Origin of the sequence: Enhygromyxa salina, from assembly GCF_000737335.2 — a bacterium.
Lineage (GTDB): Bacteria > Myxococcota_A > Polyangia > Nannocystales > Nannocystaceae > Plesiocystis > Plesiocystis salina_C.
On sequence record NZ_JMCC02000070.1, the window covers coordinates 38757 to 61523 of the forward strand.

19 protein-coding genes are annotated in these 22767 nt (G+C 67.3%); 13 read left to right on the plus strand and 6 right to left on the minus strand.

Translation table 11 applies throughout. From position 1 onward, the window contains the following. The first annotated feature begins 22 nt into the window (after positions 1-22). Positions 23-466 (plus strand): deoxycytidylate deaminase, encoded by a 444-nt coding sequence (locus tag DB30_RS25030; RefSeq protein WP_052553368.1) that lies wholly within the window; start codon positions 23-25, stop codon positions 464-466. Positions 467-684: 218 nt separating this feature from the next. Here the strand turns inward: DB30_RS25030 and DB30_RS41655 are convergent, their stop codons facing one another. From DB30_RS41655 to DB30_RS25050, 4 genes are all read right to left on the minus strand, one after another. Then, complete coding sequence (locus tag DB30_RS41655; protein WP_146660487.1) at positions 685-1698, minus strand: hypothetical protein; 1014 nt, start codon at positions 1696-1698, stop codon at positions 685-687. 76 nt (positions 1699-1774) lie between these two features. Continuing rightward, entirely contained in the window at positions 1775-2368 is a 594-nt protein-coding gene (locus DB30_RS25040; protein ID WP_052553372.1) for a DNA-3-methyladenine glycosylase, read from the minus strand. 27 nt (positions 2369-2395) lie between these two features. Continuing rightward, positions 2396-3334 carry an ABC transporter ATP-binding protein gene (locus DB30_RS25045; RefSeq protein ID WP_052553373.1) on the minus strand — a complete coding sequence of 313 codons (939 nt, stop codon included), beginning with the start codon at positions 3332-3334 and terminating at the stop codon, positions 2396-2398. Further along, on the minus strand, positions 3331-4179 hold the full coding sequence (locus DB30_RS25050) for an ABC transporter permease (RefSeq protein WP_052553375.1): 849 nt from the start codon (positions 4177-4179) through the stop codon (positions 3331-3333). The genes DB30_RS25045 and DB30_RS25050 overlap by 4 nt, the downstream gene beginning before the upstream one ends. 251 nt (positions 4180-4430) lie before the next feature. Here DB30_RS25050 and DB30_RS25055 point away from each other — a divergent pair, with 251 nt between their 5' ends. From DB30_RS25055 to DB30_RS25085, 7 genes are all read left to right on the plus strand, one after another. After that, a complete protein-coding gene (locus tag DB30_RS25055) occupies positions 4431-5021 on the plus strand; it encodes an SET domain-containing protein (RefSeq protein ID WP_052553377.1) in 591 nt (196 codons plus the stop codon). After that, positions 5018-6691 (plus strand): bifunctional GNAT family N-acetyltransferase/carbon-nitrogen hydrolase family protein, encoded by a 1674-nt coding sequence (locus DB30_RS25060; protein WP_205633058.1) that lies wholly within the window; start codon positions 5018-5020, stop codon positions 6689-6691. Before DB30_RS25055 ends, DB30_RS25060 begins: the two co-directional genes overlap by 4 nt. Positions 6692-6696: 5 nt before the next feature. Further along, entirely contained in the window at positions 6697-7236 is a 540-nt protein-coding gene (locus tag DB30_RS25065) for an SET domain-containing protein (RefSeq protein ID WP_165703935.1), read from the plus strand. Positions 7237-7255: 19 nt separating this feature from the next. After that, positions 7256-8167, plus strand: a complete 912-nt coding sequence (locus DB30_RS25070; protein WP_052553379.1) for a DNA-methyltransferase — start codon at positions 7256-7258, stop codon at positions 8165-8167. Between the two features lie 89 nt (positions 8168-8256). Then, positions 8257-8553, plus strand: a complete 297-nt coding sequence (locus DB30_RS25075) for a hypothetical protein (RefSeq protein WP_052553381.1) — start codon at positions 8257-8259, stop codon at positions 8551-8553. Positions 8554-8905: 352 nt separating this feature from the next. Then, on the plus strand, positions 8906-11206 hold the full coding sequence (locus DB30_RS25080) for a sensor histidine kinase (RefSeq protein ID WP_052553383.1): 2301 nt from the start codon (positions 8906-8908) through the stop codon (positions 11204-11206). 65 nt (positions 11207-11271) lie between these two features. After that, positions 11272-12705, plus strand: coding sequence for a sigma-54-dependent transcriptional regulator (locus DB30_RS25085; RefSeq protein ID WP_052553411.1), 1434 nt, complete (start codon positions 11272-11274; stop codon positions 12703-12705). 792 nt (positions 12706-13497) lie between these two features. Here the strand turns inward: DB30_RS25085 and DB30_RS25090 are convergent. Together DB30_RS25090 and DB30_RS25095 are read right to left on the minus strand one after the other, a co-directional pair. Further along, complete coding sequence (locus DB30_RS25090) at positions 13498-14349, minus strand: formylglycine-generating enzyme family protein (RefSeq protein ID WP_165703936.1); 852 nt, start codon at positions 14347-14349, stop codon at positions 13498-13500. Positions 14350-14354: 5 nt separating this feature from the next. Continuing rightward, positions 14355-15917 carry a right-handed parallel beta-helix repeat-containing protein gene (locus DB30_RS25095; protein ID WP_146660495.1) on the minus strand — a complete coding sequence of 521 codons (1563 nt, stop codon included), beginning with the start codon at positions 15915-15917 and terminating at the stop codon, positions 14355-14357. 203 nt (positions 15918-16120) lie between these two features. Between DB30_RS25095 and DB30_RS25100 the strand changes: the two genes are divergently transcribed. The 5 genes from DB30_RS25100 to DB30_RS25120 all read left to right on the plus strand — a co-directional run bounded on the left by DB30_RS25100 (position 16121) and on the right by DB30_RS25120 (position 22581). Then, the gene (locus DB30_RS25100) at positions 16121-17161 is read left to right on the plus strand and encodes an ATP--guanido phosphotransferase (RefSeq protein ID WP_146660497.1); all 1041 of its coding nucleotides are present in this window, start codon (positions 16121-16123) and stop codon (positions 17159-17161) included. A gap of 240 nt (positions 17162-17401) precedes the next feature. Beyond that, entirely contained in the window at positions 17402-18877 is a 1476-nt protein-coding gene (locus tag DB30_RS25105) for a hypothetical protein (protein ID WP_052553395.1), read from the plus strand. Positions 18878-19328: 451 nt separating this feature from the next. Continuing rightward, positions 19329-19727 (plus strand): hypothetical protein, encoded by a 399-nt coding sequence (locus tag DB30_RS25110; protein ID WP_146660499.1) that lies wholly within the window; start codon positions 19329-19331, stop codon positions 19725-19727. 236 nt (positions 19728-19963) lie between these two features. Beyond that, positions 19964-21139: a hypothetical protein gene (locus DB30_RS25115; protein ID WP_052553400.1), complete on the plus strand. Its 1176-nt coding sequence runs from the start codon at positions 19964-19966 to the stop codon at positions 21137-21139. Between the two features lie 233 nt (positions 21140-21372). Beyond that, complete coding sequence (locus tag DB30_RS25120) at positions 21373-22581, plus strand: outer membrane protein assembly factor BamB family protein (protein WP_052553402.1); 1209 nt, start codon at positions 21373-21375, stop codon at positions 22579-22581. The last annotated feature ends 186 nt before the right edge of the window (positions 22582-22767 follow it).

Here is a 22767-nt window from a genome sequence, read left to right on the forward strand (position 1 = left end):
ATGATCGGCGACACTGGCGGCGATGAGCCTCAAGTGGGACGGACGATTCTTGGCGCTGGCGCACCACATCTCGCAGTGGAGCAAGGACCCGTCGACGCAGGTCGGGTGCGTCGTCGTGGGCCCCGATCGCGAGATCCGCAGCACCGGGTTCAACGGGCTGCCGCGCGGGATCGAGGACAGCATCGAGCGGCTTGGCACGCGCGAGCTCAAGTACCCGCTGATCTGCCACGCCGAAGAGAACGCGATCATGCACGCCGCGAGGATCGGCATCGCGCTCAAGGGGTGCACCGCGTTCGTGACGTGGCCGCCGTGCACCCGCTGCGCTCGCTCGCTGATTCAAGCCGGCGTGACCGAGGTCGTGTTCCCTGGGCCGATCGAGATCCCCGAGCGCTGGGCCGACGACTTTCGGATCAGCAAGGGCATGTTCAGCGAGGCCGGCGTCAAGGTCCGCGAAGTGGATCTATGACCCCCGCAGGCGCCTTCGCACTTCGCAGGCCTTCTATGACCCCCACAGGCGCCTTCGCACTTCGGGTCACTCGCTTCGCTCGCTCCCATCGGGCGTTTGTTGGCGGGGGTATGTGTGGCCCCCTAGAAGGGGGCTCTTGTCTGGCCACCTGCAGCCACCGGGGGCCTCTCCATTTACGTGTCGGGGTTTGACTATGGGCACCGCCTACGCGATGGACTTTAGCCGCAATTGAGTGGGTGGGCCTCGATCACGACTTGCAACGTCGCCTCGATCAACGCTTGCGCTGTTGGGGTTGGCACGCCAACGCCCACGTGGATGTGCCCGGCGGCCACGTTGTGCGCGGCGTCGGTGTTGTAGAGGAGGCCGTGGAGGGCCAAGAACCCGGACAAGAAGTTTCCGCTGGTGCCCTGGTCGATTGCTACGGAGGTCAGGTCGAGCGCGAGTGCGGCGTCGCGGATCGCTGGCATCGGCAGCTGCGAGGGCAGCTGGTTGCCCTGGCGGTAGGTCGATATGCCGGCAAAGGTGCGCGGCTCGACGCTGTCCTGCGTTGGCCGGGTCACCGCCCCGAAGCCATCGGAGATCCAGTCTTGCGCTGGGTCCATGGTTCCGCCGTCGTGGCCACCTTCGACCGCCTCGATCTCCCAGCCGATCTGTCCGCCGCGACTGGTCGTGATCAAGATGACGGGCTCGTACTCGTCGACGATCCGCCAAAAGTCTGCGGAGGTGTCTTGGTAGTCGACCTGTAGATCCGACTCTGGCGAACCAACCGCGCCCGGATCTCCGATCGCGTCGTTGCTGGGGTCGCCGTCGGGCGGGAACTCGGGGAAGAACGCGTAGACGTCGTAGCCGCTGCCCTGCCAGTTCTCGCCGGTCCAGCCGTCGGGGTTTTGCGCGGGATTCTGGCTCCACGGGCGGAGCATCTCGTTGGTTGGCGGCCAGTAGCCCATGACGACGACGTTGCGGGGGCAGCCGTCACCATCGCCGTCTCCGTCGCCATCGCCGTCGCCGTCGCCGTCACCGTCGCCATCGCCATCGCCGTCGCCGTCGCCGTCGCCGTCGCCGTCGCCGTCTCCGTCGCCGTCGCCGATGGTCTCGCTGGCCTGGGTGCTGCTGGTGTCGGTGCTGCTCGTCGCGTCTGCGCCCGCCGGGGGTGCAGCGCTGCAGCCCGGCGCGCCCACGAGACCCACGAGCGCGATCGAGATCCAAGCTTGTGAAAGGCTGGCAGTCGGCATGGTCTGCACTGTGGCGTGGCGGGCTTCGTCGTTGGCGAACGCTCGCAACGTTGTTCGCCTGGGCGGATATGGGTTGTCAACCGGGTCGCAGGCCCGTTGGATGGCTGACCCACGGGCTCTCGGCGACGGCGAATCGCCACGGTCGGTCGAGATCGGCCGGCGCGGCGAAGTCGATCCCAACCCGCGGACCCACGAGCACGCCTGCTGGGGGAGCGCCCGCCAACACGCTCAAGCCACCCGCGCGATACAGCGGGTGGCCCGACCAGCTCGTGTCGAGCTCGAGCGCGGCGCCGACCTTGCCGGGACCGGCCAACAACGCTGCGCCCGACTTGCCCCCGCGACGGCGGCGAATCTCGCTCAGGCCAGCCACTGGTTCACACGCGCGGATCAACACCGCCGACGCCCGACCGGGCTCCGCGGCAGAGATATTGAGCATGTTGTGGATGCCGTAGCACAGGTAGACATAGGCCCGCCCAGCGGGTCCCCACATCGCGGCGTTGCGCGGGGTCTCGCCGAACCGGGCGTGGCTGGCGGTGTCCTCGGGGCCCGCGTAGGCCTCGACCTCCGTGATGGCGAGGATGATCGGACCGCGCTTGATCCGGCAACCCAGCAACGCGCGGGCGAGCTCATCCACGGGGCGGGCGAAGAACGACTGCGGGAGCGGGGCCATGATCAATCACCCGTCACCCGTCACTCGTCACCCGCCCGCGCGGGTCTCTTCCAAGAACCGCTCTTCCAGGCTCTTGCCCAGCTTCATCTCGACAAACAACACGCCCGCGTCGACCAGCGCACAGACCATGTCGCGCGAAGCCGGGCCCGGCGGCTGGGCGTCGGCGTTGAAGGCCACGCGCAGGCGCTCGTCCTCGGTCGACCACGCGACGTCGGTGACGAAGGGCAGCGCCCGCAGCCCGGCCAGGTCGGCTTCGGCCGGCGGCCGGCTGAGTCGAAACACGACCAGCTGGGCCCCGCCGATCACGCCCGTGATCGAGTCTTGTCGGACCAGCACGCCCTGATCCAGGATCGCGACTTCGTTGCACAGATCCTCGACCTCGCCCAGGTTGTGGCTCGAGACGATGACCGTGCGCTGACCTTGGATCTTGCGCAGCAACGCCCGGATCTCACGGGCGGCGTGGGGATCGAGGCCGGCGGTCGGCTCGTCGAGGATCACCAACGATGGCTCACCAATGAACGCCTGCGCGATGCCAACGCGCTTGTGCATGCCGTGCGAGAGGGTCTTGGCCTTGCGGTCGAACACCTCCGAGAGCCCGACGAGCTTCAGCACCCGGCGGGCTTCCTCCTGGGCCCGCGCCCGACCCAGACCCTGCAGCTCGCCGTACAAGACCAGCTGAAAGCCAAGGTTGAGATCGGCGATGAACCCGGCGTCCTGCGGCAAGATCGAGAGCGAGCCCTTTGGCGGCGGCGCCCCACGGCTCAGGCGCTTGCCCGCGATCTCGACCTCGCCAGCGTCCTGCGGCAAGAACCCGCTGATCACGGAGAACAACGTGGTCTTGCCCGCGCCGTTGGGCCCGACCACGCCAAAGATCTGGCTGGGCTGGACCTCGAGGTTCATGCCCCGCAGCGCCTGGAGGCTGCCGTAGGACTTGCTCAGCCCGCTGACCCGCAGCGCGGCCGTCATAGGTCTCGACTCCGAAATCGCCACAGCCCCAGTAGGCCGGCGACGAGGGTGAACGCCACCAGGTACAGCACGGTTCCGCGCAGATCCCCAGGGTCATCGAGCAGCAGATCAAACCGACCGACCGAGGGGAACAGGTAGCGGAGGTGCTCGAACCCCTCGTTGGCGAGCGAGAGCAAGCCCGAGAGCGTGGCGACGCCAAACCAGTAGAGGAAGGCCACGGTCAAGGACCGCCGCGCGCGACCAAACAGCGCCGAGCTCAGGCCCAAGAGCGCGACAAAGGGCACCGCGTAGAGCACCGCGGTCACCCAGATGCGGCCAAGATACGCGACGCCCTTCATGCCCTCGAGCGCGTCGGTGCGGACGGCCAAGAACACCCCGAAGATCAGCACCACCAGCGCGACCGCGATGGAGATGATTAGCTGCGCGCCAAGTGCCTTGCCCAGAAAGATCGAGATGCGGTCGCTGCGAAACAACAAGTAGCGGACGTGGCGGGTCTCGATGTCGGTCGCGGTCTGATCGTAGGCCAAGATGATCGACAGCAGCGGCATCAGGAACATGACCAGGGCGAACAGCGCGACGAGCACGGGCGGATGCTGGCGCAGCAGGCCCCTGACCCCCACGACGGGGAGATCGGTCAGCCCTTCGACCATCCCCGCGATCATGTCGAGCGCGGGGCCAAGGTCGCGGTCGAGCTCGGCGAGCTTGTCGGCGAACTGCACCAGCTCGTAGGCCCCGAACCCGCAAAACAGGATCAACAGCAACCCGGCCGCGATCGCGTGACGCGAACGCAGGTGACGGACGACCTCGAAGCGGGCGATGACCCAGATGTCTTGGCTGTGGAGCAACGGTGTTGTCCGTTGATGGCGCCGTTCACGGTGCCAGTCTGGGGACGCCCCCGCAAGCGACGGGCGCTCGCACCCAGCTCAGCGCGGGCGAGCAGGCAGGTGTCAGCTCGTGCACCCAAAGGCGCCGACCGGGGCTCTACACCAGCCAAGGTGCTCTCCGACCTCTCCACGCCTTCAACCCAGGCCGTCCGGCGACCCGCTGGCTCCGATCATCAATATCATCTGCGTGTTGCACGCAGCTCGGCCGGCTCGTGATCCACCCGCAGACCAAGGTCAGCTTCATCTCGGAGCTGGTCAGCGACGGCGTGCTCGCGCGGGCGGACATCCCCCGCGGGACAATCGTGTGGACCCAAGATGTGCTCGACCAGGTGTTCGAGCAGGCCGCGTTCGACCGGTTCCCGCCAGCCGTGCAGGCCCAGCTCGATCGCTACGCGCACCGCGACGCGCTTGGCCGCTACGTGCTGTGCTGGGACGCCGGCCGCTACGTCAACCACCACTGCGACCCGGCGCTGCGCGGGGTTGGCTCGTGGTTCATGGTCGCGCGCCGCGACATCGAGGCCGGCGAGGAGATCACCTGCGACTACGCCGAGTGCAACCTCGACGAGGCGCTGATGTGCGACTGCGCAGATCCAGCGTGCCGCGGCCAGATCCACGGCCGAGACCTGCTGCGCTACGCCGGGCCCTGGGACGCCGAGGCGCGCGAGCTCGCGGGGCTGATCCGCACCGTCCCGCAGCCGCTGTGGCCCTATCTGCTCGATCCTGCCCAAGCGGGGGCGCTCCGTGACGGGCAGCAGGATCCGATCTCATTTCGGGATCAATGCGCGTACAAAGGTGGCAAGTGACCAAGCCCAAGCCCAAGGCCAAAGCCAAGGCCAAGCCGAAGTCGAAGTCCCAGCCCGCCAAGTCCCCCAAGCCCGCCGCGAAGGCCAAGTCCACCGCCCCTTCGCTGCCAGAATTGCACGGCCAGGTTCGGGTCCGGCGTTGGCGCGCCGCGGACATCCCCGCGATCGTCGAGTGCCAGCGCAAGGCGTACAACGACTACACGGCCTCGGGCATGTACGACGCCCGTCACTACGAGATGCAGCTGCACGCGTTCCCCGAGGGCCAGTTCCTCGCGGAGCTCGGCGGCCAGGTGATTGGCTACGCGACCTCGCTGATCGTCCAGCTCGAGGATCTACCCAGCGCCTACGAGTACGACGAGCTCACGGGCACGGGGACCTTCAGCTCGCACACCCCCGGCGGCGACACGCTGTACGGGGCCGACATCGCCGTCGACCCAGCGTTTCGTGGCAAGGGCGTCGCGGGCAAGCTCTACGTTCACCGCCGCAAGCTGCTCGAGAAGTACAACCTGCGCCGGATGGTCGCCTACGGGCGGATCGCTGGGTTCGCGGCGCATGCCGGCAAGATGACCGCGGCCGAGTACGTCGCCGCGGTCGAGCGCGGCGAGCTGCAGGACGCGGCCCTGAACGCCCACCTCAAGGCTGGCTACCGGGTCGTTCGGGTCAGCCTGGAGATCATGCACGACGCCCCGAGCATGAACTGGGCGACCTTCCTCGAGCTCGACAACCCAAACTTCAACGCCCAGCGGCGCCGGATCGCGGCGCCGCCCCTGCGCCGACCGGTGCGCAAGGTCAGGGTCTGCGCGGCCCAGTACCTGATGCGCCGCGTGAGCGACTGGGACGCGTTCGCGGCCAGCATTCGGTTCTTCGCCGAGGTCGCGGACGAGTACCACGGCCACTTCCTGGTCCTCCCCGAGCTGGCGATCGCCGTGCTGTTGCCGCTCGCGCCCCGGGGCTGCAACGAGATCGAGGCCATCGAGTTCGTCGCGACCTTCGCCGAGCGCTACATCGCCTTGGTCCAGGGCCTGGCCCGAGAGTTCAATTTCTACATCATCGCCGGCTCGATCCCAGTGGTCACGGACGGCGAGATGCGCAATGTTTCCTATCTGATCTCGCCAACTGGACACGCCTACTCCCAAGAGAAGCTGCACGTCACCCCAGGCGAGCGCAGCGCGTGGGGCATTCGCCCCGGCGAGGGGCTCAAGGTGTTCGACACGCCGCTTGGCCGCGTCGCCATCCAGATCTGCTACGACATCGAATTTCCCGAGGTCTCGCGGATGCTGGGCCTGGCCGGGGCCGAGGTGATCTTCGTCCCGTTCAGCACCGACGAGCGCAAGGCCTACCAGCGGGTCCGCTACGCTGCAGCCGCGCGAGCGATCGAGAACTGTGTCTACGTCGTGCTCGCCGGCAACGCCGGGAACCTGCCCGCGCGCAACTACCTGCTCAACTACGCACGCTCGGCCGTGCTGACACCAAGCGACTTCGGGTTCCCCGACGACGCGGTGATCGCCGAGGCCGACCCCAACGTCGAGACCGTCGTCGTCGCGGATCTCGATCTAGGCGCGCTGAGTGTGCTACGTCAAGACGGAACCGTTCGCCCCCTCCAAGATCGTCGCCCGGACCTCTACGAAGTCAGGGCAAAAGTGCCTGTCGAGATCATTTCGGTGGAATGATGAACATGCGCAAATCCGCGTCCAGCTTCTTGTCGGACTGTGCGATCGGACGGGTCGATCCGCGGACGGATCAACGCTCGGTCTACGCCACGCGCCGGATCAACGCCGGTGAGCTGATCGCCGTGTTTGGCGGGAGCATCGTGACCCCCCGACAGATCGCCCAGCTCGGGCCGGGGGCCGGTCGCTACGCGCTGCAAGTTGACGAGGATCTGTACCTGCTCAGCACCCGCGACGGGCCCGGCGACTGGATCAACCACTCGTGCCAGCCCAACGCCGGGTTCCGCGGTCAGGTGAGCCTGGTTGCCATGCACACAATCCCCGCGGGCGACGAAATTTGCTTCGACTACGCGATGGCCGACGGTAGCCCCTACGACGAGTTTGACTGCCAGTGCGGGACGCCTCGCTGCCGCGGCCGGGTGCGCGGCTCGGACTGGCGGATCCCCGAGCTGTGGATCCGCTACCAGGGCCACTTCTCAACCTATCTCGCCGCCCGAATTGCCGGACTGCTCAGCGGGCAGCCCAGCCTGGTCGTTGGTATGGAGTGAGTGGGTGCCGGCTTCCGACATGCCGGGTGAGGCTCCGGGCGACGTTCAGATCCTCACCGGTGACAACCTCTCGCACCTGCAGGACATGGCCGCTGGCCAGTTCCGGTTGATCTACGTGGATCCGCCGTTCAACACCGGCAAGCGCCAGACTCGAACGCGAACGAGCGCCGTCCGCGACGAGCAAGACGGCGACCGCACGGGCTTCCAGGGCCGGCGCTACCGAACGATCGTCCACGGCAGCAAGGCCTACGGCGACGCCTTTGACGACTACCTGGGGTTCCTGGCCCCGCGCTTGGAGCAAGCCCACCGGCTCCTGACCCCGGACGGGAGCTTGTTCGTGCACCTGGACTACCGCGAGATCCACTACGCGAAGGTCCTGCTCGACGAGATCTTTGGCCGGGACAGCTTCATCAACGAGATCATCTGGGCCTACGACTACGGCGGCCGGTCCAAGCGCAAGTGGTCGGCGAAGCACGACAATCTGCTGTGGTACGCCAAGAACCCCAAGCGCTACGTCTTCAACTTCGACGAGATGGACCGCATCCCCTACATGGCGCCCGGTCTCGTCAGCAAAGAGAAGGCCGCGCGGGGCAAGACGCCAACCGACGTCTGGTGGCACACGATCGTGAGCCCCAGCGGGCGCGAGAAGACCGGGTACCCAACCCAGAAGCCGCTTGGCGTGATCGAGCGGATCGTCAAGGTCCACTCGCTGCCTGGGGATCAACTGTTGGATTTTTTTGCCGGCAGCGGGACCTTTGGCGAAGCGGGGGCGGCCTTGGGGCGGTCGGTGACGCTGATCGACGACAACGACGAGGCCGTGTCCGTGATGCGCAAGCGGCTCGCGCGGTTCTTGCCAACCGAGGCCGCTGACGTGCCCCCGGCGGAGCCCTCACCAGCCGCCGAAACGGACGAGCCGGACCCACTGGTTTGAGTCGGGGCCCGAGTCGGTTGCGCCAGTCCGGGTCCTTGCACGGCGAAAAATCCAGTCTATTAGCTGGTCTCGAGAACGCGAGAACGACCATGATCAAGCAAGCAACGAGCGTGATTCAGCTGAGCGTGTTGGCCCTGGGTTTGTCGCTAGCCGGTTGCTCCAAGAGCCCTGGCGACGACCCGAAGCCCCCGCCCGCGAGCGACGAGCGTCCAACCCTCACGCGGGCCGAGTGCGAGGCCAAGGGGGCCCAGATCGTCGGCGACATCGGCGACGGCGCGATCCATCGCCCCGACTACGTCTGCGCGAGCGGCCAGCCGCCGATCGGCACGATCCAGCCCGCCGAGGGCGAGCCGATCGCCACCGAGGGCGAGGTGTGCTGCCCCTGAGCCCCGGGCCCGCACCCTGCTGAGCTCGGCCCGCCGTGAGCGAGCGTCGAGCCGAGCTCGAGCGTGATGGCTTCATCGTGATCCCCGGCTTCGCCAGCGCGAGCGCCTGCGTGAAGGTTGGCGCCCGATCGAGGCGCCGGTTGGGACCCTCGTCGCGCTTGACGGGCTGCTACCCCATCGCAATCGCAGCGCCGCGAACCGCTCGGCGCGCTCGCGCTGCGCCCATACCCTGCACGTGATCGATGGCGCGGCCGAGTACGCCGCCGACAGCTGGCTGCAGCGGCCGCCGGATCTGCCCGTGCGCGGGTTCTGACCTGGTCTTCGGGTATCCTGCCGACATCGAGGGCCCCACGTGAACCCGCTCACCGGCAGCTTACCTTCGCTCCTGACCGCGACGGTCGCGTTTGCGATCGGGACCTCGGTCGTGCTGCGCGATCGCTCCCGCGATGACTTCGTGTTGTTCGCGGTGTTCTGCTTCAACCTGGGCCTGTTTCACCTCGCCAGCTTCTTTCACGAGTTCTCGGACATCACGCTGTTTCGGTGGGGCGCGCAGTCGATCTCGCTGGTCCTGCCATGGACGGCGGACCGCTGCTTCTCGAGCCTGATCCCCGCCGAAGAGCGCCCGCGCCGGCGCAGCAGGCTGCAGACCGCGATCTTGGTGTTGCTGCTTGGCGCCCACGCAACGGCGCTGTTCATCTTGCTCAGCCGCTCGCCCGAGCAGGGCCTGGACGCGGTGACCCGCGAGCGATTCTGGGACTTCTCCGACTGGGGCCCGTGGGACTTGGTCTCGGCCGGGCTCAACGCCTATGTGATCGTGGGGCTCGCGTTCGTGGCCCGACGCATGTGGCGGGCCGCCAAGCAGGCCGAGGGGACGGCCACGGCGCCGCGGCTGCGCTACCTGTTCTACGCCAGCATGATCGCAATCGTGTTCGGGTCGCCGGCGATCACCGCGATCGGGCCGGTGATCAGCGCGGTCTACCTGTACTTCGTCGCGCAGACCTTGCAGCGCGAGCGCCTGCTCGAGCTGCCAGAGCTCGCCGCGCGGATCATGACGCTGGCGCTGCTGATCATCGCCGTGACCGGGCTGCTGGCGCTGTTGTTGCTGTGGATCCCGTCCAAGCAGGGCAGCTGGACCCTGTTCCTGTTCAACAGCGCCGTCGCGGCGTTCGCCGTGATCGTGCTGCTGGATCCGGTCCGCCAGGAATTCGAGTCGCGCGTCGAGGCCTGGCTGTTTCGTGATCGCGCTGAGCTGCGCGCGTTGTTGGTCCAGCTGCGGTTTCGCCTGCTCAACGTGATTGACCCCGACGAGATGGTGCAGGTCGTGCTCGAGGCCCTCGCCGACTCCAACCGGGTGACCACGGCGAGCATGTTCTTGCTCGACGCGCGCGGGACCTCGCTCGTGTTGCTGCGCGAGATCGGTGAGCAGCCGGCCAGCGTCACCCGCCTCGACGTGGCCAAGCGGCGTCCGCTGCTCGAGCGGATGCGCACCCAAGGCCCGCAGCTGCGCGACGTGCTCGAGCGCGAGCGCGAGCGGGCCGGTCGCGACGCCGAGGTCGAGCTGCAGGACTGCCTGGACATCTTGGTCGAGCTCGGGGCCGCGCTCGCGGTGCCGATCTTGTCGGTTCCCGATCGCCCAGAAGACCACAGCTCGGCCGGCCTGCGCGGCGGCGGGTGGGCGCTGGCCCGCCGGGATCCGCAGCAGGGCGAGGGCGACGCGGGCCGTCGCGGGCACAGCCGCCGCGAGCTGATCGGGGCGCTGTTCGTCAACGACGAGCGCCTGCTCGAGCCGTTCTCCAGCGAAGAGGTCGAGCTGTTCGAGATCCTGGCCTCGCAGGCCGCGGTGACCCTGCAAAACTCGGCGGTGTGGGAGCAACGCAAAGAGCGGGAGCGGCTCGCGGCTCTCGGTGAGATGGCGGCCGGCCTGGCCCACGAGATCCGCAACCCGCTCGGTGCGATCAGGGGCGCGGTCCAGGTCGTCGAGCCTGGCCTCGTCAACGCCGATGATCTGACCCGCGAATTCCTGGGCGTGATCGTGGAAGAGGTCGATCGTCTCAACCGCGTGGTCACGCAATTCCTCGGTTACTCACGCCCGTACTCCGGCGAGATGCAGGCCCTGGACCTCACGGAGATCGTGCGCGCGACCCTGCGGCTGCTGCCCAGCGACCGCATTGGCCGCGTGTGGGTCGACTTTCGGACCTTCGTCGAGCACGGCCGCGAGCTCCCGGCCGCCGAAGCGTCCAACGCGAACCTGACCCTCGAAGCCCACGCGCCCGCGGTCCGCGGGGATCCCGAGGCGCTGCGGCAAGCCCTGCACAACCTCGTTCTCAACGCCCTCGACGCGACCGAAGAGCAGAGCCCGCCCGGGAAAGTCTGGATCGAGCTCGAGCATCGGGTGCACGGGCTGCCGGACACGGACGCTGTGGCGATCACCGTGCGCGATGATGGGCCTGGCCTATCGACCGCGACCATGACCAACTTGTTCGTGCCCTTTCACACGACGAAGAGCGGTGGTACAGGGCTGGGCTTGCCGATCAGCCAGCGCATCGTCGAAAATCACCGTGGGATGATCGAGGTCAGCAACAACCCCGACGCGGGGGCCAGCTTTACGGTGCTGCTCCCGGTCGATCTCGGAATTACGAGCACGAGTCAGTGACTGAGCCCAAACCACGCGTCCTCGTCGTCGACGACGAACCCAACCTCCGCAAAGTTCTCGGGGTCATGCTTCAGCAGGCAGGCCACGAAGTCGTGACCGAACCCGACGGCGAGTCGGGTCTGGCTCGCGTCAAGAGCTCACCGCGCGGCACCTTCGACGTCGTCATCTCTGATCTTCGCATGCCCGGCATGGACGGCATGCAGCTGCTGCGCGCGCTGGTCGAAGAAGACCCCGGGTTGCCGGTGATCATCTTGACCGCGTACGGCAGCGTCGACACGGCGGTCGAGGCGGTCAAGGCCGGTGCCTTCGACTTCCTCGAGAAGCCCTTCGATCGGGCCCAGATCGACAAGATCCTGGGCAAGGCGATCTCGACCCGTCGGCTCTCGGGCCCACGCACCGAGCCCGTGGTCGAGGTCGGCGCAAGCGCCCCCGCCTCGATCGACGACGGCATGGTCGGCCGCAGCGAGTCGATGACCTCGGTCAAAGAGATGATCCGAACCGTGGCGGCGAGCCCGTCAACGGTGCTGATCACCGGCGAGAGCGGCACCGGCAAAGAGTTGGTCGCGCGGGCCCTCCACCTTGGCTCCGAGCGCCGGGCAATGCCCTTCATCCGGGTCAACTGCGCCGCGATCCCCTCGACCCTGGTCGAGAGCGAGCTGTTCGGTCACGAGCGCGGGGCCTTCACTGGCGCCGTCTCGGCCCGCCAGGGTCGCTTCGAGCTGGCCGACGGCGGCACCTTGTTCCTGGACGAAGTCAGCGAGATCCCGCTCGAGATCCAAGTCAAGCTGCTGCGCGCGATCCAAGAGTCGGAGTTCGAGCGGGTGGGCGGGGTCAAGACCCTGCGCGTCGACGTGCGCCTGATCGCCGCGACCAACCGCAACCTCGAAGAAGAGATCAAAGAAAAGCGGTTCCGCGAGGATCTGTACTACCGCCTCAACGTCGTGCCGATCCACCTGCCGCCCCTGCGCGAGCGCCCCGAGGACGTCGAGCCCCTGCTCGAGCACTTCTTGCGGCGATCCAACGACCGGCTCGGCAAGGACGTCAAAGGCTTCGACGCCGACGCCCTCGAGGCCCTGCGCGGCTACAACTGGCAAGGCAACATCCGCGAGCTCGAGAACCTCGTCGAGCGCATGGTGTTGTTCGCCAGCGCAGATCTGATCGGCGTCGGCGAGCTGCCCGACTCGTTCACCAACGTCGACGGCGAACACGACGACGACGAGCTAGACGAGGACGAGGGCGGCTTGCCACGAGCGATCCGCCTCCCGCTCGACAGCCTGGGCCTGGATCTAAAAGAAGCCGTCAAGGCCGGCTCGCGCCGGATCGAAGAGGCCCTGATCCGCGAGGCCCTCGCCCAGACCGACGCCAACGTGACCCGCTCGGCCCGCAAGCTGGGCATCTCGCGGCGCAGCCTGCAGTCCAAGATGAAAGAGCTGGGCTTGCGCGAAGAGATCCAAAAAACCGGCAACGTCTCGTCCCCCAGCCCAGAAGACCATTCCTAAGACCCCCCCGGCCGGCTTCGCACTACGCGGGTCACTCGCTTCGCTCGCTCCCACCGGGCTGGCTGTTCGCTGCCGCATGTGTGGCCCCCTCGAAGGGGGCTCTTTGCTGGCTATGACCCCCCCGGCCGGCTTCGCACTACGCGGGTCACTCGCTTCGCTCGCTCCCACCGGGCTGGCTGTTCGCTGCCGCATGTGTGGCCCCCTCGAAGGGGGCTCTTTGCTGGCTATGACCCCCACAGCCGGCTTCGCACTTCGGGTCACTCGCTTCGCTCGCTCCCACTGGCTGGCTGTTCGCGACCGCATGTGTGGCCCCCTAGAAGGGGGCTCTTGTCTGACCACCTACGGCCACCGGGTGGCGCTCCATTCTCTGCTCGAGTACGCGGACCGCGATCTCCGTTCGGGGGGCTCTCGTCTGACCACCTACGGTCAACAGGCGGCGCTCGGGTACGCGGACCGCGATCTCCGTTCGTGGGGCTCTCGCCTGACCACCTACGGTCAACAGGCGGCGCTCGAGTACGCGGCCCGCGATCTCCGTTCGAGGGGCTCTCGTCTGACCACCTACGGTCAACAGGCGGCGCTCGAGTACGGGGCGCTCGCCCGACCACCAACTTTCTCCGCAGACGCGCAGGCGAGGCTAGCGACCCCGACCGACACGTTCGTGGAGCGCCACCCGGTGGCCGTAGGTGGTCAGACAAGAGCCCCCTTCTAGGGGGCCACACATGCGGTCGCGAACAGCCAGCCAGTGGGAGCGAGCGAAGCGAGTGACCCGAAGTGCGAAGCCGGCCGGGGGGGTCAAGAACAACAGCGGAAGCCGACGGAGACTACTTGGCGCATTCGTGGCCAGCGTAGATCTTCCGCCATCGCGCAGCGCAGGCCCACGTCGTTGAACTCGAAGCTGCCGCCGCGGATCCGGCACGGCGAATCCGGCTCGTCTCCGTCGCAGCCGTTGTCCCACTCCGCGGCGTTTCCGCTCAGATCATAGACACCGCTGTAGGGATCGACGGCGGAGTGGCAGCCCGCGAGGGTCCCGACGTCGACGAAGCCCCACGTGGTGTAGTCCTCGGCGTCGGCTCCTCGGCAGGTCAGGGGGTTGTACTCGTCACCGTACGAGTACTCGGACTCGCCACCGGCGGTACAGGCTGCGTGCCACTCGCTGACGGACGGGTCGTCGTACGCGTCGAACTCGTAGCCGCTGTCGTCGCCGCCGATCTTGCCGCACAGACGCTTGCCGGCGGCCTCGCAGTAGGCTCGCGCGTCGCACCAGTCGACGCACACCACGGGTTGGTTCGCTTCGTGATCGGGCGGAGGCCAGGCGCAGCTTGGCTCGAAGTCCTGGTTCTCTGCGCACGCGCTGGGTTGCCCGCCGGTGCTTGGCGTGGTCTCGAGCCAGGCGCTGTACTGGGCCCGGGTGACCTCGGTGGTGTCGATGCAGAAGTCTTCAGGCAGGCGCACCATGTCGGGGCCCATCCCGCCGTTTGCTTGGCCTGCTGGGCAGGGGTCGCCCGGTGCCTCCGCGGGGGCCGGGGCGTCCTCTTGGGCGTCCGTCGTTGCGCCCAGGGCGAGCAGGCCGAGCAGCCCGGAGAGGCAGCCGATCGCCACGAACTCGAGCTTGGAATTGGACTTGGAACTTGTGTGGGTCGTCATCTGCATCACCAGAACACCGGAGAAGAGTTGCGGTAGGGCGAGTCATCCGCCATCGGGAAGTGAACCGGGACGTCGCCCTCGGGGGGCGCCCCCTCGTCGCGGTTGATGATGTTGCCCTCGGCCTGCCCTGCGACGTTGCGCAGCTTGAAGCGCTCGCCCGAGACCCGATTGATGCGGTTGTTCTCGAGCCGGGTGCACTCGAGTAGATACGCGAGCAGCGTCCCCTCGTGGATCGTGTTGTCGGCGATGTACTGGAGCCGGTTCCAGGCGCTGTGGATGCCGCAGCCGTAGAAGGTGTTCCCCGCGATGTAGTTGCCGACGGGGTTGTCGCGCACGGCCTCGCGGATGTTCGGGTAGTTGATGATCCCCCACAGCCCGTTGACGCTCCCTCCGGTCATACGGATCTGGTTGTTGATGACGATCGTGTCGGTGTTCTGCCAGAGCACGATCGGGCCATCAGTTTGCCCGTCGTTCTCGCACGGCAGTGACGCGTCGTACTCGCCCTGGTCGTTGACCTGGCACTGCGTCATCGTGTTCTCTTCGAGCCAGACGTTGCGGCCGCTCGAGGTGACGAAGTCGCCGCCCAGGTTGTCGTGGAAATTGTTCTGGAAGATGAGGATGTCTTGGTCGCGGCGGCCGGCCCCCTCGATGTCGATCCCAAACTGCGGCGCGGTGCCCTCGAGATGGTGGATGTGGTTGTTCTCGATCACCACGTTGTGCCCGCCCACGATCGCAATGCCGTTGCGCCGGTTGTGGTGGATCTCGCTGGATCGGATCGTGATGTTCGTGCTTGGCACCTCTGCGCTCGGGTCGTCGTCCTTGGGCGCCGAGCCCAGGATCAGCACGCCGTCGCCGGTCAACTCGGTCAGCTCGGTGTCCTCGATGAGCACCCGGTTCACGCTCGTCCACACGCACACGCCGTGGCCCTCGTCGTTGGACCCGCCGCTGTAGTCGTGGTTCGCGCGGTCGCCACGAATCTGGCCGCCGCGGATCGTGATGTCGTCGTTGCCATCGAGGCTGATGACACAATAGTTGTGACGGTCGTTGGGCGTCATCTCGATGACCGCCCCGTCCGAGAGCTCGAGCGTCATGTCGCCCGGCAAGACGATGCCGGCGGCGTAGATGTCGGAGGTCAGCTCCCCGACGACGTAGCGACCGGGCGGGACGATGATCTTGTCGAAGCCCTGATCAACGGCCCACGCGATGGCCTCGTTCATGCGCTGACGGGTCTCGACGGGGTCGCCTCCGTCGTTGTCGATCATCCACTGCTGGAGGTCGATCGTGTACTCGTTGGTGTGCGTTGGGGGCAGGTCCGCGGTCGGGCGCAGGCCCTGCTCCCACCCGCACGCCCCGTCGCTTGGATTGGGGCCGGGTCCGGTGTCGGTGCCGCCATCGGTGCCGCCATCCATACCGGAGGTCGTGCCTCCGTCGGGGCCCCCATCTGTCCCGGTATCCGCCCCGCCCATCCCGTTGTCGCCGCTGCAACCGGCGGCGCCGAGCAGGACGAGCAGCGCCAAGCTTGCGCCCCCTCGCCGCCACAGTTGTTTGTCCAAGACACGGTCATGCATGAACCCAGCCTACCAATTGGCATCCCGCTACTCAATCTAGACCGGCTCGCGTCTGCCCATGACCCCACCCAGAGGCGCTTCGCTCGTCGCCGAGCCACACAAACCTGGGCGGGCACCAACCTGCGAGCCGGTCCAATCGCGGTCGCCCTTCGCCAAACTCGACGGTCCGATCCGCGGCTGCGTTGCGCAGTCGCCCAGGACCCATGGTTGACTCGCTACTCTCGAAACACTTGGACCCCGAGCTCGAGCGCCAGCTCGAGACCCGCACCACTGCCGCCGGCTGGACGCTCGCGGATCTGATCCGCTGCGGCCGGACCTACCCGAGCTGCAAGGTCGGCGTGCACGTTGGCGACGCCGAGTCCTACCAAGTGTTCGCGCCGCTGCTCGACCGCATCATCGCCGACGTCCACGGCCAGACCTCGGGGGCGTCCGGGCGCTGGACCAACGAGGTGCCTCGGATCGATCCGCAGCTGCGTGACGATCTGGCCGTGTTGTCGGTAAGCGTGCGCGTGACTCGAAACCTGCGGTCCTGTCAGTTCCCCGCGCTGATCGGCCGGCGCGCCCGACTCGAGGTCGAGCGGCGCACGAGCACGGCGCTTCGGGCACTCGGGCGGCGCTTCGTCGGGCAGTACTACTCGCTCGCGGAGCTACCCATGCCGCGCCGCCGCACCCTCGAGGCCCGCGAGCTGTGCTTTGACGGCGACGATCGCTACCTCGAGGCCGCTGGGATCACGCGAGACTGGCCCGAAGGTCGCGGGCTGTGGTGCGGGGAGGATCGTCGCCTGGTCGTGTGGGTCAACGAAGAGGATCACCTGCGCTTCATCAGCAGCTCGCCGCGCGGGGATCTGGCTTCGTGCCTGAGCCGGGTCCGCGAGCTCGCGTGGGCGCTCGAGGATCTGCTTGGGTTTCACCACGATGATCGGCTTGGATATCTGGCGAGCTGCCCGAGCAACGTTGGCACCGGCCTGCGCGCGAGCGCGGTCTTGCGCCTGCCTCGGCTCGCCAGCCAGCCCCGGCGTTTGCGCGAGATCGTCGAGGCCCACGGGCTCGACCTTCGCGGCCGCGCGATCTCCAAGTTTGGCGCCGACGCGGGGCCTGTGTCAGGTCGCGACGCCTCACACCAAGGGGGATCTGGCGTGTTCAGGCTGAGCAACCGGCGGTGTCTTGGCGCGTCCGAGGTCGCCAGCGTCGAGCACCTCGCGGACGGGATGTCGGCGCTGCTGGAGGCGGAGCGGTCGTGCTGAGCCCCGCCAGCCCGGTGTCACGCCGCGAGTGCGTTCGCCGCGAAGGGTCACGGACACGGTCAAATTCTCGATTTTGGGGGTCCGTGAGCCGCGCGAGACCAGCGCGAACGCGAAACCTGCCCCGATCCGGTCCCAAGTGTGCGAAGCTGCCCGTGATTCTTGACGTTCGGCTGCGTGCGCTGGTAGCGTGCCGTGGCTCGGGTCTGTGCCGTGAGCGTGCCTTTTTCTACCCGGAAACCCATGCGGAAGCTCCTGCGATTCTTGCCTGCCTTTGGCCTGGTGCTGGGTTGGAGCCAGGTCGCCAACGCCGCCGAGGTCACCCGTGTCGCGTCGTCCTTTGATCAGGACTTCAACGACAACGCCTTCGACCTCCACTTCGGCGTCTCCTACGACTTCGACTTCAAGAAAGCCGCGATCCTGCGCGAGTGGGGGGCCGGCGGAAAGAACAACCTCGCCCGCGACCTCGTGTACCGCCAGTTTCGGCACACGGTCACGCCAACCCTCGAGATCGGCCTGTGGCACGATCTGTCGGTCTACGTGGCGCTGCCGGTCGTGGTCTCGGACACGCGCAACTACCAGTTCGATCAAGAACAGGGTGGTGACTGCGTGTTCCCAGACAACCCAGCCACCACCAACTACAAGTCGGGCTCGGCGACCTGCGTCAACAAGACCAACTCGACCAGCATCCGCGACGGCATCATCCCGCGTGACGGCTTTGATGCGCTCGAGGACAGCAACCCCTACGGGCAGTACACCGACGCCGAGACCGACATGATCTTCCGCGCGCCCGTGCGCCGCGGCCTGGATCAGATCCACGTCGGGCTCAAGGTCGGGGTGCTCAATCAGGATCGCAAGTCGCACCTGCCGAACTGGTTGATCGGGCTGGAGGGTCGGTTTGCAATCGCCAAGCCCATGACCTTCAGCCGGGCGATCCAGACCGACGATCCCTCTGGCAACCATCGGGTTGGCCGGGGCATGCACGAGCTGGGCGTGTGGACGGCGCTCAGCCGCCGCTACCGCTTCTTGGATCCCTTCTTCGGGGCCCACTGGCGCCAGTCGCTGCGCGCTGGCAACACCCAGTTCGAAAATTACGGCTCGACCCAGGGCGACGTGAACCCGCAGTCCGAGACCGGTGCCTACTTCGGCGCCGAGATCGTCCCGTGGGAAAACAAGGCCCAGGGCAAGCGCTTCTCGATCGTGCTCATGGGCTCGACGGCGCTGCACTACAACGGCCGCGCCTACTCCGAAGTCTGGGAGCTGTTGGCCGACAGCCCCGCGCTGGTTGGCGACTACAGCCCGGGTGACTCGCAAGGTTGCAGTGCTGGGGCCGCGCTGGCCCACGCCGCCGCGAACCCGCTCGACCCGGCCAGCAACGGTGGCTACGTCGCCGCGGGTGGCCAGGACTGTGGGTCCTACAACGGCATCACCGCGGTCAACGACTTCGGCACGTTTGGGCTCAACGCTGGGCTCAACTTCCACATGAGCAAGTACGCGCGGCTCAACTTCGGCGTCGACATGAGCACCGACACGCGCCACTTCGTCACCGCGTCGAGCCGCGGTGATGGCTCGAAGAGCGGCGATCCAGATCTGGTCGAGCCGGACAGCGTGGACGTGAACCCGGTGCGCCGGGACGTGGTGGACAACGTTGGGCGTCGCTACGCTGTTGACGATGTGTTCAACATCAACGGCTACCTGAACTTCATCATCACGTTCTAGTGATGGTCCCGAGGCGAGCGGAGCGCAGCTCGTAGAGCACGCTCCCATCGCTGGCGGGGACCGGGGCCCGCGAGAGCTCGAGCGGCCCCAGCGAGCGCTCGCCCAAGCGCCGAGGGGCCGCTGCCCAGCGACGATCCGAACTTGCCCGATCTGCTCGCGGCCCTACGCGACGCGGGGCTGTAGACTTTGCGGATGCCGATGGTCATTCGATCGATGGCCGGCCGAACTCCGGAAGTGTTCCTGGCCCTGGGTCTCGCTGGCTGCGAGCCCGCGGTGGCTCAGAGCGAGCCACCAGCACCGGCGCCCGCCCGGCCCCCTGCCAGGTGGACGCGCGAGAGCTCGAGGTCCTGCGCGCGGAGCTTCGGGAGATCGGCGCCGAGCTCGAGAAGGACACCGCCGAGGACACCCGACGCGCGACGACTTCACCCAAGAGGGTTGACCGGCGGTCGTCATGTCGTCCCATCCGCGCGCCTTCATCGACTGGTGGAATCGAGGTGGAGAGTCGTGGACGCAACACTGGCTCGACCGCTCCGCGACGCGCACGGATATTCCACCGGGCGTGCGCTCCGTGATCGACCCGGACACGGTCCCGGCCGAAATCCTGTGCGCGAGCGCCGACTGTGATCCTCTCGCGTCGGGTTTCGTCGACACGTTCGTCGCCTGGGGTCTGAAGCTCGAGGCCTACGAGCGTCGCCGCTACTTTTATGATGAATCTACGATCGGCAATTCACGCCAGCATGAATGTGACGACATCGTTACGGCAGGCTCAGGCACAATTTTAAGTACGCTTGGGGGGCGTGCGCTGCTGATGATCAGGATATTCGCAATGGTCGGGTTCCGACCTCGTTGATGACAGAGCGCGCCCGCGGTCAACTGCCGAGCTTGGCAGCGGTGCGCGGGCGACTCAGGTGAACCACACCCGACCTGAGTTGGGTCGATTCTAGCGTTCGAGTTGGGTGGCGCGCTCACGCGCGCGGGGCTTGAATGGCGCGCCGGCTCCAGTTAGTTGAGCACGCGAAGCCTCCCCTGAAAAAGCGATTCTGGGAGCGATGCTCCTGAGTCGCGGCACGACGAGCAAGATCCTTCATGCGTACCCAACTGCAATTCACTTCTCTGATCGCCCTGTGCCTGACCCCCTCGATGTTTGTTGGATGCGCGGACGTATCCGACGTTGACGACACGCTCGTGGTCGAGCGCGACTACCCAACCCTGCCCGATGAGGGCACGCCGCTCGCCTACGCGATGCTCCGGGTCGTCAACGAGCTCGACCTCGAGGCGCTCGACGACGACGTCCCGCTCGACAAGCGCGCCGCGACCAGCATCATCGAGTATCGCGCTGGCGACGACGAGCTGCTCGGCACGCCCGACGATCGCTTCATCCCCAACCTCGCGGTGCTCGACTCGCTCTACTGGATGGGCGCGGCGAGCCTCGGTCGCATCCAAAACTATGCGATCCTCCACGCCTACGTGCCCGATCCCCTGCCGGCGACCAGCTGCGAGCCCGAGCTCGAGGACGCCATCGCGGCGTGCCTGCGCTCGACCGAGAACGCCGCCGTGCCGGTCCCCGCTCAGCTCCAGGGCCAGATCGGCTGGGGCCCGTTCAAGGCCGATCTGCTGCCGAGCTGCCTCGCGGCCAGCGACGTCGACTACCCCTCGGCGCACTTCTTCGCCACCGCCGGCGCCGTAGGTTATCTCGATCCCATGCTCGGCTACCAGAGCCTGCTGTGCGAGCTCGCGTCCGAGCCCGTCTGCGCGCTGGGGGTCGCCGGCGTCGCCGAGCGCAGCCAGCCCGAGTGCGACAGCTTCTTCTCCGCCGATCCGAGCTTGACCGAGCTCGCCGTCGACCCGGCCGTCGTCGCCGACTGGACCGCCCAGATCGCGGCGCTCGAGAGCGCCTGCAACGGTGAGTGTGGCTACTGGGTCCGCGTCTACACCTTCGAGCCGGGCATGGCCCCGACGCTGCTCGGTGACGTGATGGACGACGTCGTGCCGACCTCGCCGTTGCAGTACGGCCCCTACGGCGTGCAGGGGCTGAGCCGCGGGCCCAGCGATCAGCTGCCCAGCGTCGGTGCCGGTGCGCAGGCGCTGCTCATCGACGTGCTCGAGGATCTCGGCCTCGCCAGCGAGTCGTTCGACGTGGGCCAGGCCGCCGACGAGGTCCCCTGCCCGAACTGCCACCAGTTCCTCGACAGCTACGTGCTCTTGTTGCGCGACGCCGGCGTCGTGATCGTGCTCGACCGCGAGATTTTCTGGGACTCCTGAGCGCTCGCCGAAGCGACGCGGTGCTCGCTGCGCTCGGGCCGGGTCGGGTGGCGAACAGGCCCCCCAACCCGCCCGAGGGCTTCGCATCCCCTCCCGCCATCGGCAGAGCGATGCATGCGCGGGGACGACGATTTTCGCCGCGCTGAAGGCGGGTGCCATGAGCGTCTCGATTGCGCACAAAGCACGTTGTACACGGCGTGAATAGTGTTTATCCCCTCAAGTCTACCGACGCCATGAAAGCCCGAGCGATCCTCCTCCCTTTCATCCTCCTCGCCTGCACTGACAGCGCGGCGCCATCGTCCGATCAGGGCACCGACACCGACTCAGAGGGGAGCGGGACCGACGAGGTTGGAACCGAGACCGAGTCCGAGTCCGAGACCGACTCCGACACTGGCACCGACACCGAGGGAACGCCCGTCTGCGGCGACGGACTCCAAGCCGGCGAAGAGCTGTGTGACGATGGCAACGACGTCGACCTCGACGGGTGCAACAGCGACTGCACTCCGACCGGTGCAGTGGTCTGGCAGGTGGATCTGGGCGTCGACGGCTTCGACGTCGCCGAGGGCACCTGCCTGGCGACCGACGGGGCCACGGTGTACTTCGGCGGCACCCTGCGCAACGGCTTCTCGACCGTCGGCGGCTTTTTGAGCGCGCTGAACCTCGACGGCGAGCTGCTGTGGACGCACACCCAGACCGCGCCCATCAACGACTGCATCACCACGTCCATGGGTCCGGTGGTCGTCTCGTATATTGACGAAGGCTTGGCGCTGCACGACAGCGCCGATGGCACACAAGTCTGGCAGGCGAACATGCCCGGCGCGTGGCACCCGATCTCCGTGGCCGACGACGGCGACAGCGTGGTCGTGATCACCGTGTCGCCGGCCGAGATGTACCGGTTTGGGCTCGACGGCGCTCTGCTCGACTCGGCCAACTTCTCCGTGCCCGCCAGCGACTCCCAGGCCAACGTTGGCGTCGGGCCCGACGGCAGCGTCTACGTCTCGGGGACCGACGACGACACCGGGCCGTTCTTCGTCGCCCTCGACGGAAGCTTCGAGCAGCAGTGGCGCATCGATCTGCCCCCGGAGACGGTCCTCCCCATTCCCACACACGCGGTCGGCAGCGAGTCGACGTGGCTGTCTGTCTCGCGCGAGGCCGGCAACGCCGCTGTGTTGCATGAGGTCTCGTTTGCCGGCGAGGAGCTGGCCTCCCACGTCATCGACTCCGAGGTGGCCTTCGACCTCGCCATCGACGCGGATCACCACGTGCTCATCGCACAGTTCCTGTCCTCGATCGTGACCAAGCGAGGGCCCGACGGCGCGGTGATCTGGACCGAGGCGCTCGAAGGCATCCCGGTCGCGGTCGATGCGGTGCCCGGGGATCTTTCGGTGTTGTCGCTCGAGCTTGTCGACGACCTGTGTCGACTCACCCGACGCTATCGCTGAGCGGTAGACGAGCAACGAACCGCTCCCCGGTTCCGACCTCGTTCCCGGCCGCCGTTCGTCACGCTCTCGACCGGATCTAGTACAGTCAAGACACATGCGGCCTCGACGGTTGGTGACGCTCTCGATGGTCGGCTTACTGCTCGCGTGCGACAGCGGTCCTGAGCTTCCGCTCTCCTACGAGACCGA

Bases quoted from the DNA above. Each gene is read 5' to 3' on its own strand.
- DB30_RS25030 (WP_052553368.1), top strand. From the start codon at position 23: ATGAGCCTCAAGTGGGACGGACGATTCTTGGCGCTGGCGCACCACATC.
- DB30_RS41655 (WP_146660487.1), bottom strand. From the start codon at position 1,698: ATGCCGACTGCCAGCCTTTCACAAGCTTGGATCTCGATCGCGCTCGTG.
- DB30_RS25040 (WP_052553372.1), bottom strand. From the start codon at position 2,368: ATGGCCCCGCTCCCGCAGTCGTTCTTCGCCCGCCCCGTGGATGAGCTC.
- DB30_RS25045 (WP_052553373.1), bottom strand. From the start codon at position 3,334: ATGACGGCCGCGCTGCGGGTCAGCGGGCTGAGCAAGTCCTACGGCAGC.
- DB30_RS25065 (WP_165703935.1), top strand. From the start codon at position 6,697: ATGCGCAAATCCGCGTCCAGCTTCTTGTCGGACTGTGCGATCGGACGG.
- DB30_RS25070 (WP_052553379.1), top strand. From the start codon at position 7,256: ATGCCGGGTGAGGCTCCGGGCGACGTTCAGATCCTCACCGGTGACAAC.
- DB30_RS25075 (WP_052553381.1), top strand. From the start codon at position 8,257: ATGATCAAGCAAGCAACGAGCGTGATTCAGCTGAGCGTGTTGGCCCTG.
- DB30_RS25085 (WP_052553411.1), top strand. From the start codon at position 11,272: ATGCTTCAGCAGGCAGGCCACGAAGTCGTGACCGAACCCGACGGCGAG.
- DB30_RS25090 (WP_165703936.1), bottom strand. From the start codon at position 14,349: ATGACGACCCACACAAGTTCCAAGTCCAATTCCAAGCTCGAGTTCGTG.
- DB30_RS25095 (WP_146660495.1), bottom strand. From the start codon at position 15,917: ATGCATGACCGTGTCTTGGACAAACAACTGTGGCGGCGAGGGGGCGCA.
- DB30_RS25100 (WP_146660497.1), top strand. From the start codon at position 16,121: ATGGTTGACTCGCTACTCTCGAAACACTTGGACCCCGAGCTCGAGCGC.
- DB30_RS25105 (WP_052553395.1), top strand. From the start codon at position 17,402: ATGCGGAAGCTCCTGCGATTCTTGCCTGCCTTTGGCCTGGTGCTGGGT.
- DB30_RS25110 (WP_146660499.1), top strand. From the start codon at position 19,329: ATGTCGTCCCATCCGCGCGCCTTCATCGACTGGTGGAATCGAGGTGGA.
- DB30_RS25115 (WP_052553400.1), top strand. From the start codon at position 19,964: ATGCGTACCCAACTGCAATTCACTTCTCTGATCGCCCTGTGCCTGACC.
- DB30_RS25120 (WP_052553402.1), top strand. From the start codon at position 21,373: ATGAAAGCCCGAGCGATCCTCCTCCCTTTCATCCTCCTCGCCTGCACT.